Here is a 12,396-nt window from a genome sequence, read left to right as displayed (position 1 = left end):
CCACATCGCTCGACGACATGGCGCCTGGCGAATTGGACGCGGTGGAGGCCCGGGCGGCTGCGTTGCTGGAACAGATTGCGGCGCAACGGTCGGCCCGGCAGGCCCACACCGCCACCTCGCCGGCCGATGACACGACCGACGCCTTTGTGGTATCTCCTCCTCCTGCACCACCTGCACCTGCACCGGCACCGGCTCCTGCCCGTCGGCTTGCCCCGCCTCCGTGGCAGATGCACAGCTCGATCGGGTCGCGCGAGTTCGCCGAACGGTTCGAACTCGATGAGCCCGCTCGGGAGCCTGAACCCGAGCCGGACCCGGAACCGCAGCCGGAGCCGCCGACCGGCTTGATCCCGATTCCGCCGTTGCCGGAGACGGCAAGGCATGCGCGGCCGCCCGAGGCCGGCCCGCAGATGCCGCCTCCTCCACCGCCGCTGCCTCCGCTGCCGTTGCCGCCGCCGGGATTCATGCCCCCGCTGCCGCCGCTCCTGCCGCCGCCTGGCGCGGCGCCGCCGCCGCAGTACTCGCCGGTGCCGCCCTCGCTCGACGACGCCGGAATCATCAACCGTGCCCGCAACGCACCTCACTCCGGATGGCGCCGGGCTGTACATCTGGCGAGCGCGGGTCACGTCAATCCCGGTGAATCACGCAGGGAGCGTGAGCGCGAGGACCTGCTGGCCCAGATCCGTCAACCGATCGCGGGCGACTTCAGGATCGCGGTGCTGTCGATCAAGGGTGGTGTCGGCAAGACCACGACCACGCTGGGGTTGGGCTCGGCGCTGTCGATGATGAGGCAGGACCGGGTCATCGCGGTCGATGCCAACCCGGATCGCGGGACGCTGGCCGAACGGGTTCGGGACGCGTCGAGCCAGTCCACCGTGCGGGACCTGCTGTCGGATCCCGACATCGAGCGCTACGCCGACGTCCGCAACCACACCCGGATGGCGGGCAGCCGACTGGAAGTGCTGGCCAGTGAACAGGAACCCGCGGTTTCGGAGGTGTTCGGAGAATCCGACTACCGCCGCACCGTCAGCATCCTGCGTCGCTACTACAACATCATCCTCACCGACTGTGGCACCGGCATCATGCATTCCGCGATGGCGGGTGTGCTCGATCTGGCGCACGCGATCGTGCTGGTCAGCTCCCCGGCGATCGACGCGGCCCGCAGCGCATCGGCGACGCTGGACTGGCTGATGCAGCACGGTCACTCCGCGCTGGTCCGCGAAGCGCACGTGGTACTCAGTGCCTCGCGGCCAGGATCGGCGAAACTCAAACTGGACAAGGTCTACGAGCACTTCCAAGCCCGATGCCGTTCGGTGCACATGATCCCGTTCGATCCGCATCTGGCAGAGGGTGCCGACGTCGACTTCGACCTGCTGGATCCGGCCACACTCCAGGCGTATCTGGAATTGGCTGCGGCCGTTGCGGAGAAGTTTCCCAGGCTGCGCGCCGCACCCCAGTACGGGTGACCACCTGGCCCTCACGATCGGGGGAGGCAAAGAACACGCCCATCGGTCAAGGGTGTGAGAGCTATCGGCGTGGGAAGCGGACTGCCGAGTAAATCTCGGTTATCTACGCGCGGGTGGCAAATTGCGGTGTGAGTGGCATTGCGACGATGGCAATTTCGCAGACGTAATTGTTCGTACGCTCAAATATGGTCGGCTGTAATCGAATTCGGCAAAGAACGTGGCGGTGCCTGTGAGGATCTGGAACACTGGCCCGAATGAGTAACGATGCCCTCCGGCATCAGATGACCGAGGTGCTTGCCTTGGTCCAAGAGCAGATGGCCGATATTGCGGCGGTGCAGCGCGAGCAGGCGCAGCTCACCGCCAGCTCGAAGGCGGCCGATGGCTTGGTCGAGGTGACCGTCGACGCTCGGGGCCATGTCGTCGAAACCGTGATCGACGAGACGTATCTCGATGAGTACGAACTCGAAGAACTCGGCGGCCACGTGACAGAGGCCGCGCAGTCCGCGGCGCAACTCGTGGCGCAGCGGTCGGCTGCCCTGATGATGCCGATCGAGGAACGGCGCCGGATGATGCCGTCGCTGTCCGACGTCGTCGACAGCGCGCCCGATCTGCGCGATCTGACCAGAGCTGTATACGGCAACGATGACGCGGTCCGAGCGGGTGAGCCGGAGGACGACGACCGGGATGAATCCGCCTTCCCCACCGTGAGGAGATGAATCGATGGCTGACGAACTCGGTGTCGGACCTTCTGACCTGCGGGCGACCTCGAAGGACCTCAATGACGTCAGCGTCAGGATGAAGAACGTGCTGTCGTCCCTGCAATCCAATCTGGCCGCCGAAGGCGCCGCGTGGGGTGACGACAAGATGGGTGACGGGTTCGCGAGAGGCGGCGGAGGCTATCTGGCGCAAAAGGATTGGGTCGACGGGTCCGTGGCGGTCAAGACCGACCTGCTCGATTACTACTCGGACGGCTTGAAGGGCTCCGCGGACTCCTTCGAACAGCAAGACCAGCCGTAGCGGTCACCGCACCGCGTGGACATCCAGATCCCACCCGAGCTCCAATGGGTGTCATATCTCGCGGGCGGTGAGTGGCCGCAGGGCAGTGAAACCCGCACGCGCCGTATCGGCGAGCACTATCAAGCCGCGGCAGAAGCGCTTCAGGATCTCGTCCCGGACCTGAGCCGGGTCCGCGGTGAGACCATGTCGGTGCTGTTCGGCGACACCGCCGATGCCGCGGAGAAACAGTTCGCCATGCTGTTCGACGGCGACTACACGGTGGACAAACTCGCCCAAGGCATTTCGGGGATGGGCGAGGGCGCCACCAACTTCAGCTCCGAGATCGAATACAGCAAGCTGTCGATCATCGTCGGACTGGCGCTCGCCGCCGCCGAAATCTCCTACAGCCTGGCCATGTCGAGCCCGACACTCGGGGCGTCGACAGCGGCGATCCCCGTCATCGAGACAACGACGATGGCGTGGATACGTGCGCTCGTCGCGTGGGCGATCCGGCGTATCGGCGAGAAGATGGCCGAACTGCTGACCAAGACGATGATGAAAAGGCTCCTGCACGAGACCATCCAGGAATCCTTCGAGGAGCTGGGTCAGGGGCTGCTCCAAGAGGGGATCGTCCAGGGCATCCAGGCCAACAACGGACACGCCGATTACCGGTGGGACCGGTTCAAACAGACGGCGATCGCCTCGACGGTCGGTGGTGGAGCGGGCGGAGCCACCGCTGTCCCGGTTGCACACGGCCTGGGAGGTGCCCGCAACCGGTTCATGGCGGCGACCAAGGGCGCCACCACCATGTTCACCGCCGGTGTGTCGGGAAACGTGGCAGGCACCTTGTCGGTCGGCGGCGAGTTCGACACGATCTCGATCCTTGCCAGTTCCACCAGCACCAGCATCGGCGGTCTGAAAGGCATCGGCGGAGGCCATCCGGCACAACAGCAGGGCAACCAGACCAATCCGGCCGGCCCGCCGCGGCCCGACGCTCCCAATGTCGGCCTACGAGGTGAGAATCCAGACGGGAGGCTGGACACCGGACAGCAGGACACCGACGACGACGGTGAGACCACAACCAACCGAACTCCGCAGAACGATTCCTCCCAGCAGTCGGCCGCACCGGCCAAGGCGGGAACCGGGCGTGGCAGCAGTGGCCAGACGAACAACACCACACCGCAGTCCGATTCGAAGCCGACGTCCAAGAACGGGGAACGTCACGGTGCGGTCGACGAGTCCACGGATCAGGACTCCGACGAGACACCCGAGAAGGCCGACGCCGAAACCGATGCCGAGACCGACACCGACACCGACGCCGAAACCCAACATGCCCCCGCCGACCGGGATGAGCAGCAGGACTCGTCAAAATCGGAGCACGACAACAGCGATTCGGCCGACATCCCCGCCGATGAGCCCGCGCACACGGCCATGCTCAGCTCGGACCAGAATGCCGCCGACCCGGCGGCGAATGTCTCGACGACGGACGTGCCACACGCCGCAGTAGCCGCCGAACCGGTGTCGACCGATGCTGGGCAGGTCGATGCGACTCCCGACGCGCAGGGTGCGCAGCATGTCGAAGGCGCACAGGCTGCTCCCGAGGTCGCAGACGTCGCACAGGCACCTGCCGACCCGACGCAGGTGCAGCAGGCGCCCACGCCGGAAGCCCCGCCGACACCGGTGGCCTCCACGCCCACGCCCACCGCCACACCCGCGACCACCGCACCCGCACCCACGACCACCGCACCCACGACCACCACCAACACGCCCGAGCAAGCTGCCAAACCGGCTGCGACGAAATCTGATTCGAAGCCCGTCGAGCCGAAGCAGACCCCTCCGACTGCTCAGCCCGCCGGGCCGGAACAGCAGGCTGCGGGCGTCCCGGCCGCACGGATCCAGGAGACCGCGCAGGACACGAACCAGAACAACGCGCCGAACACCGGTGAGCAGGTTTCGGTCCCGATGCACGGCGACCAGAACTGCCTGCTCGACGCGGCCGATGATCTGTCAGCACACTTCGGCAAGCAGTACCAGGTCGACGGCGAGCCGACGTCCACCGGAATGCCGGCGCGGGCCCTGTACCAGGCAACCGGGTCACGGGCCGACTTCGCCACCTACAGCGAGATCGAGGCCGCGCTGCGCGGGATGGAACCCGGTTCTGCCGCGGTCATCACGTCGGCGTGGGCCGGCGACGGACAACGCCAGGGCGGACATGCCTACGTAGCGGTGTTCGACGGTAAGGACGTATATCTGCTGCACCGCGGGGAACGGCAGGGCTGGCCACCGTCCTGGGGGCAGAGCGCGGTGTCGACGACCGCAGTCGGTTACCTTGACGCACAGGGTAATCCGGTGAATGAGCTCGGATTCCGTTCCGATGATCTCGCCGCGGCGATTGCGGTGGGCGACGTACAGGGCACCCCAGACCAGGCGCCGGGTGAGCAGTGGCGGCATGTCACACCCCAGAGCCAGATCGCTGACGAGGCGCTCGCGAAACGCGTGCCCCCGGTCGATGCCGGTGACCTGCGAAACCCGCTGGGACTGATGGAGTCGGCCGACGCCCGGGCGCGCGCCAACGCGACCTGGTGGACCGGGCTGACGGGCGCCGAGCAGCGCGCCCTGATCGACATGCACCCGCAGCACATCGGCAATGCCGAGGGCATCCCGCCGGCAGCCCGCCATGCGGCCAACACTCAACTGCTGGACGCGCAACGCCGGCAATTGCAGGATTGGCGGGACAGCGGCCAGCGGTTGACGCGCAGCCAGAGCCGAATGCTGGCTCGGCTGGACCGGATTCAGAGCTCGTTGGCCGACGCGCAAGCCCGCGCCCAGGAGGCCGGGGTCGACGCGCCGATGCTGTTGGCCTTCGATGCCTCGGAATTCGGCGGTCACGGCCGAGCAGTCGTCAGTTTCGGTGCCGATCCGTATCGAGCGGATTCGGTATCGTGGCACGTGCCGGGGCAGGGCACCACGATCGACCGGATCGGCGCCTGCATGGACGGCGCTCTCAACCACCTGCAGGCCACCCTCCAGGCCAACCCGGGGCAGTCGGCGGCCTCGATCGCGTGGCTCGGCTATGACGCACCCAGCGGCTGGAGTGCGTGGCGGGTGGCGGGGCACGGGTCCGCGCGCGAGGGCGGCGCCGTCCTCTACAGCGATATCCGGGCGTTCAACGCGGGCCGCGACACCGTGGCCGCCGACGGCAGTCATTTCACCGACAACCACATCTTCGCCCACGGCTACGGTTCGACCGCCGTCAGCTATGCGGGCCGAGATGGCCGGCTGGCCAACGATATTCGCACGGTCACCCTCACCGACTCGCCGGGAGCCGGTCCGGTACGCCGCGCCGCCGAGTTCGGCATCGGGGCCGACAACGTCTACGTGGCGTCGACGTCGCGGGACGTTCCCGCTGCGCTGGCCGGACGAACACCGATCGCCGAACTCAGCCTCGGGGTCGACCCGTGGGCGGAAGCCTTCGGGGCCAACCGCGGAACCCACACACAACTCGAACCGTCGTCCGAGACCGATGCTCCTGCTCTCGAGCCGGCCGCGCCCACCGTCCAGAGCACGCGCGAGATCGCGGATGATGCGCTGGCGCAGCGGGATCCCCCCGCGAGCGCCGGCGATGTGGTCAATCCACTCGGTGTGGCCGAGGACGCCCGAACCCGGGCCGAGGCCAACGTGCGCTGGTGGGCAGGTCTGACCGAGGAACAGCGGCAGGCGCTGATCGACACGTACCCGACGCGGATCGGCAACTCCGAGGGCATTCCGCCGGTCTCCCGCGACCTGGCGAACCGCACCGCCCTGCAGATGGCCCGGGATCACGTGCAGCAGAAGCTCGATCGCGGCGAAAAGCTGACCAAGCCGGAAAAGAACCACCTGCTGCGCATGAACCGCCTGGATGCCGCGTTGCAACAGATGGGGCGCGAAGCAGCCGACGCCGGCCTCGACGCGCCGCTGGTGCTGGCATTCGACCCGCCTGCGTTCGGCGGCGACGGCCGGGCCGTCGTGAGCTTCGGTGCGGACCCGTATCAGGCGGATTCGGTGTCGTGGCTGGTGCCTGGATTCGCGACGACGATCGACAAGCTCGAAGGGAACATGCGCAATGCGCTGAACCACCTGCAGTCGACGCTCCAGGAGAATCCGACGCTGGCGGCGACGTCGATCGCCTGGATCGGCTATGACGCGCCGAACGATTCGGCCACTCCCCGGGTCGCCAGGCCGACGCTCGCACGCCAGGGCGCCGAGATTCTGTACAGCGACATCCGGGCGTTCAACGCGGCGCGCGACACCGTGGCCGGTGACGGGAGCCATTTCCGCGGCAATCACATCTTCGCGCATTCGTACGGTTCCACCACCGCCAGTTACGCCGGACGGAACGGGCGACTGGCCAACGACATCCGCACCGTGACGCTGCTGGGCTCGCCCGGTGCGGGCCCGATGCGGCATGCCCGCGATTTCGGGATCGGCGCCGACAACGTGTTCGTCGCGTCCTCCTCGCTGGACCCCGTCACCGGATTGGGTGGGCGCACACCCGGTGAGAACGGCCGGTTCTTCGGGCGCGGTCTCGGCCTCGATCCGGCGATGGATACATTTGGGGCGGTGCGGGTTACCGCCCAATTCCCAGCATCGATGAACGACGGCGGCAGCGTCGGCACCCACCGAAGCTACTACCGCTACATGGACGGCGACACCGCTCCACGGGTACGCACAGAATCGCTGGCCAACTTCGGCCGGATCGCCGCCGGGCATCCCGAGAGGCTTCATCGCGAACGTTACCGCACTGTCGTCGACGGGCGCACCGTCGAGCCGGCCGCCGGGCGTGCGTTGCGGCTGGACGGCGATATCGACACCCACCAGCCCGGGGAACCACGCCGGTGGAATCCTCGGTGGCATCCGGGCGAGGTCGAGCCGTCAGCGGTGCAGTTGGCGGCGGATCAGGCGCTGGGGCAACGGATCCCGCCGGTGGGCATCGCAGACCTGGTCACCCCGCTGGGGAACGAGCCTCAGGCGGTGGCCCGCGCACGAGCCAACGCGGCGTGGTGGTCGGGACTCGACGAGCAGCAGCGGGCCGATCTGATCGAGGCGTACCCCTTCCAGATCGGCAATGCCGAAGGCATCCCGGCCGCCGACCGCGACATCGCCAATCGCCGTGTGCTGCAACGCTATCTGGACCGTGCGGCCGGCATCCAGGCGCAGATCGATGCCGGTACCCAACCCAACGACACACAGCTCGACTTCCTGCTGCGGGTGAACCGGCTGGAGAGTGCTCTGCAACGGGCGCATGTGGCCGCTCAGCAGGCCGGTGTGGGGGAGCCGCTGGTCCTCGCCTTCGACCCTCCGGCATTCGGCGGCGACGGACGTGTGCTGGTGAGCTTCGGCGTCGACCCGTATGTGGCGGACTCGGTGTCGTGGTACGTGCCCGGCATGGGGTCGCAGATCAACAAGCTCGACTACATCATGCACTGCGCATTGAACATCCTGCAGTCGACGCAAACCGAGAACCCGACGTTGTCGGCGGCCTCGATCGCCTGGTTGGGGTATGACGCACCCAATGACTCGGCGACGGTCCGGGTTGGCAGTACGAAGTTGGCCGAGGCCGGCGGTGACATCCTGCACGCCGACATCAGCGCGTTCAACGCGACGCGTGACGCGTTCGCCGGGGACGGTAGCCATTTCACCGGCAATCACATCTTCGGACATTCGTACGGGTCGACGACCACCGGTTATGCCGGACGTGGCGGACGGTTGGGGGAGCACGTCAGCACGATCACGCTGCTCGGTTCACCCGGCGTGGGCCCGGTGCAGAGCGCCAGTGATTTCGGGATCGACCCTCGCAATGTGTTCGTGGCGTCGTCTTCTCGGGATTTCGTGACGGGCATTGGTGGGCGCACGCCGGATTCGCATGGAAGATGGGGCCGGGGCCTGGGCACCGATCCCGCGATGGACACCTTCGGCGCGCAGCGGATCCGCGCGGAGTTCCCGGCGTCGATGGACCGCAAGGACACCACGGCGACCCACAACGCGTACTTCGATTTCCAGGAGACCGACGGCCCGGGCACCCGGCAATGGCTGGTCACTCCGGCGAACGCGGTCCCATCCGAGTCGCTGGCCAACGTCGGCCGCATCGCTTCCGGGCACACCGAACGACTCGATCTCGAACCACACCGCACCATGGCGGAGCGGCCCGGGCGCTTCTTCGGAACTCGCAGGGAGACCGTCGAACCGGCGGGGGCACGGAACAACAACCAGGGCCGCAACTGGTGGAATCCGCGGTGGCGTGACGCCGACATCGAAGTCGACCCACAGCACGCCGTCACCGAACCCACCTGGACCCGGGCCGGCGGCCAGACCCAGCACACGGCAACCCGGGCAGTGGCGGATGCGGCTCTGGCGCAGCGGGTTCCGCCCGCCGGTGCCGCCGATCTGGTCAATCCGCTGGGTAGGGCCGGGGACGCGGTGGCGCGGGCCCGCGACAATGCCGTGTGGTGGTCGGGCCTGACGGATGCGCAGCGACAGGCGCTGATCGAGTCGTATCCGGCACGGATCGGCAACGCGGAAGGTATCCCGCCGGTAGCCCGGGATGCCGCGAACCGCCTGGCGATCAAGCGTTTCCAGGACCACGTGCAGTCGATGATCGACCGTGGTGTGCGACCGGGGAAGAACGACCTCGCCAATCTGTTGCGGGTGAATCGTCTGGACATCGCCTTGCAGGCAGCGGCGGCGAACGCGGCGCAGGCCGGGGTCGGCGGCCCGATGGTGCTCTCACTGGACCCGTTCGAGTTCGGTGGTGACGGCCGGGCGGTCGTGAGCTTCGGTGCGGATCCGTATCAAGCGGATTCGGTGTCGTGGCTGGTGCCCGGATTCGCGACCACGGTCGACAAGCTCGAAGGCAACATGCGCAACGCGCTGAACCACGTGCGGTCGACGATGCGCGAAGATCCCACACTCGCGGCCACGTCCATCGCCTGGATCGGCTATGACGCGCCCAACGGCGCAGCCAGTGGCCGGGTGCTGAGCCCGGCATTGGCGCGCGCCGGGGCCGAGATCCTGTACTCCGACATCCGGGCGTTCAATGTCGCCCGCGACACCGTGGCCGGAGATGGCAGCCGTTTCAACGGAAACCACATCTTCGGCCACTCCTACGGTTCGACCACCGTGAGCTACGCGGGCCGGGGCGCACGTCTGGCGAACGACATTCGCACCGTGACACTGCTGGGGTCCCCCGGTGCCGGACCGATGCACCATGCCGGTCAATTCGGGCTCGACCCCGGCAACGTGTTCGTCGCGTCTTCCTCGCTGGATCCGGTCACCGGCTTCGGTGGGCGCAGAGCGGAGCAGAACGGCCGCTTCGCGGGGCGTGGGCTGGGTATGGATCCGGCGATGGACGAATTCGGGGCAGTCCGGGTCACCTCCGAGTTCCCGGCGTCGATGAACACGGCGAGCACCGTCGGGACGCACAAGAGCTACTACCACCATGTGAGTGAGGGCGACGGTCCGCCGGTGCGGACCGAATCCCTGGCCAATTCCGGGCGGATCGCAGCAGGGCGCACCGACAGGCTGGACCGCGAAGGGCATCGTCGGGTGGTCGACGGCCGCACGGTGGATCCCGCGGCCGGACGGCCACTGCGATTGGACGGTGACACCCAGGTAGAGCACGAAGGCCCGCGACGGCCGTGGAATCCCCGGTGGCGTGCGGGTGAGATCGAGCCGTCAGTGGCGCGTGTGGTCGCGGACGAGGCGCTGGGGCAACGGATTCCGCCACTGGCTGTCGGCGACCTGGCACATCCCCTGGGTAGGGAACCGCAAGCGGTGGCGCGAGCTCGCAACAACGCCGCGTGGTGGTCGGGGTTGTCGGAGGAGCAGCAACAAGCTCTGCTTCAGGAGTATCCGCAGCAGATCGGCAACGCCGAAGGCATTCCGGCTGCCGTTCGCGACGCCGCCAACCGGGAGATGCTGCGGCGCCACGCCGAGCGGGCCGCGGCGGTGCAGGCAAAGGTCGATGCCGGTCAGGACCCCGGCAAACGCGACCTGGACTTCTTGCGAAGGATCAACCGGCTCGAAACCACCATGCAGCGAGCGGAAGTGGCGGCCCAGCAGGCCGGGGTCGGGCATCCGCTGCTGCTGGCGCTGGACCTGGGGGCGTTCGGCGGTGACGGACGCGCGCTGGTGAGTTTCGGAGTCGACCCGTACACGGCGGAATCGGTGTCGTGGTACGTGCCCGGCCTGGGTTCCCAGCTGGACAAGCTCGACTACATCATGCACTGCGCGTTGAACATCCTGCAGTCGACGCGAACCGAGAATCCGTCACTGTCGGCAGCCTCGATCGCCTGGCTGGGATATGACGCACCGAACGATTCGGCTTCGGCGCGGGTGGCCCGGCCCGGCCTGGCCCAAGCCGGCGGCGAGATGCTCTACACCGACATCAGCACCTTCAACGCTGTACACGACGCATTCGCCGGTGACGGAAGCCATTTCAACGGCAATCATGTGTTCGGGCATTCGTATGGGTCGACCACCACGGGCTACGCCGGTGCCGGCGGCCGGCTGGCGCCGCACATCACCACGGTGACGCTGATCGGATCACCGGGCGCCGGTCCGTTGCGGAGTGCCGGTGATTTCGGGATCGACACCCGCTACGTCTTCGTCGCCTCGTCGTCACGGGACTTCGTCACCGGGCTGGGCGGGCGGACCTCGGATTCGCAGGGCCGGTTCGGGATCGGTCTGGGGACCGACCCTGCGATGGATACCTTCGGCGGGCAACGCATCAGTGCTGAGTTCCCCGCGTCGATGGATCGCAAGGACACCCTCACGACCCACAATGCCTACTTCGACTACCTGGAAACCGACGGTCCCGGGACCCGGCAGTGGCTGGTCACCCCGTCGCACGCGGTCCGTACCGAGTCGCTGACCAACATCGGCCGCATCGCCGCCGGGAACTACGATGACGTTCACACCGAACGGCACCGCACTGTCGACGAAAGCGGTTCCCGCACCATCGAACCCGCGGCGGCCCGTCCGGTCATGCGGCTCGACGACGATCCCGGTGTCTTTCACCCGACCGACACTCACCAGCGGAACCGCATCCCGAGCTGGACCCGAGGCAGCGACTGCGCACAGGTTCTGGCCGGGGAAGTGTCAGCACGGACCGGCCGCGACATCCAGCTCGACACCGCGCCGTCACGGCGTGGGACACCCGCGCGGGCGATGTTCAAAGCGTTCGGATCCAGCGCCGATTTCGCGACGTACGCACAGATCGAAGAGACGTTGCTGGGCAGGCCCTCGGGCTCGATGGCGGTGATCGCGTCCCGCTGGAGCGGAGGGCAGCCCGCCGGGCATGCGTACATGGCGGTCAACATCGACGGCCGGGTGTATCTGTTCGACCCGCACACCCGGCAGTACTCGGGATGGCCCCCGCACTGGGGCCAGGACGCGGTGGCTCAAACCGCCGTCGGCTATCTGCACAGCAACGGTGATCCCGTCCAGCGCGGGCGGTGGCACAACCAGTTCGCCGCGGCCGCCATCGGCAGGGTCCAGGGACTCCCCGAAGGTCTGGCGCACGGGAACATCGACAACAGGCCGGCCGCCGAACGTGATGCCGCGAATCGCGATGCACTGCAGCACTATCGGGACCGCGCCGACCACATCCGGACCAAGCTCGACCAGTTCGGGCCGGCCACCCGCGAAGAACGTGCCTTCCTGGCGCGCATCGACCGGCTCGACCTCGCGGTGCGGCAGGCCGACGCCGACGCGGCGCGGGCCGGCCTCGATCCCCCGCTGGTGCTCGCCCTGGACACCTCGGCGTCCAGTGGCAACGGTTACGCCGTCATCAGCTTCGGCGCCGATCCGTACCACGCTTCGAACGTGACCTGGCAGACCGCACGTGGATCGATCGAGCAGCTGGGCACCGTGACCGTCCGCGCTCTCGACGGGCTGCAAA

2 protein-coding genes and 2 pseudogenes are annotated in these 12,396 nt (G+C 67.7%); all 4 read left to right on the top strand.

What is annotated here, in order from left to right:
* Positions 1 to 38 precede the first annotated feature (38 nt).
* Positions 39 to 1,463: pseudogene (locus tag TX88_RS35390) on the top strand (MinD/ParA family ATP-binding protein); the annotation flags it as partial.
* 254 nt (positions 1,464 to 1,717) lie between these two features.
* Complete coding sequence (locus tag TX88_RS26565; protein ID WP_084622137.1) at positions 1,718 to 2,179, top strand: YbaB/EbfC family nucleoid-associated protein; 462 nt, start codon at positions 1,718 to 1,720, stop codon at positions 2,177 to 2,179.
* Positions 2,180 to 2,183: 4 nt separating this feature from the next.
* Entirely contained in the window at positions 2,184 to 2,480 is a 297-nt protein-coding gene (locus TX88_RS26560) for a WXG100 family type VII secretion target (protein ID WP_044521206.1), read from the top strand.
* 15 nt (positions 2,481 to 2,495) lie between these two features.
* A pseudogene (locus TX88_RS35385) lies at positions 2,496 to 11,837 on the top strand (alpha/beta hydrolase); the annotation flags it as partial.
* Positions 11,838 to 12,396: the final 559 nt, after the last annotated feature.

Origin of the sequence: Mycolicibacterium septicum DSM 44393 (assembly GCF_000455325.1) — a bacterium.
Taxonomy (GTDB): Bacteria; Actinomycetota; Actinomycetes; order Mycobacteriales; family Mycobacteriaceae; genus Mycobacterium; species Mycobacterium septicum.
This window is presented reverse-complemented; position numbering and strand designations above follow the sequence as displayed.

Excerpts from the sequence above, each read along its gene's own strand:
- TX88_RS26560 (WP_044521206.1), top strand. The coding sequence starts at position 2,184 with ATGGCTGACGAACTCGGTGTCGGACCTTCTGACCTGCGGGCGACCTCG.
- TX88_RS26565 (WP_084622137.1), top strand. The coding sequence starts at position 1,718 with ATGAGTAACGATGCCCTCCGGCATCAGATGACCGAGGTGCTTGCCTTG.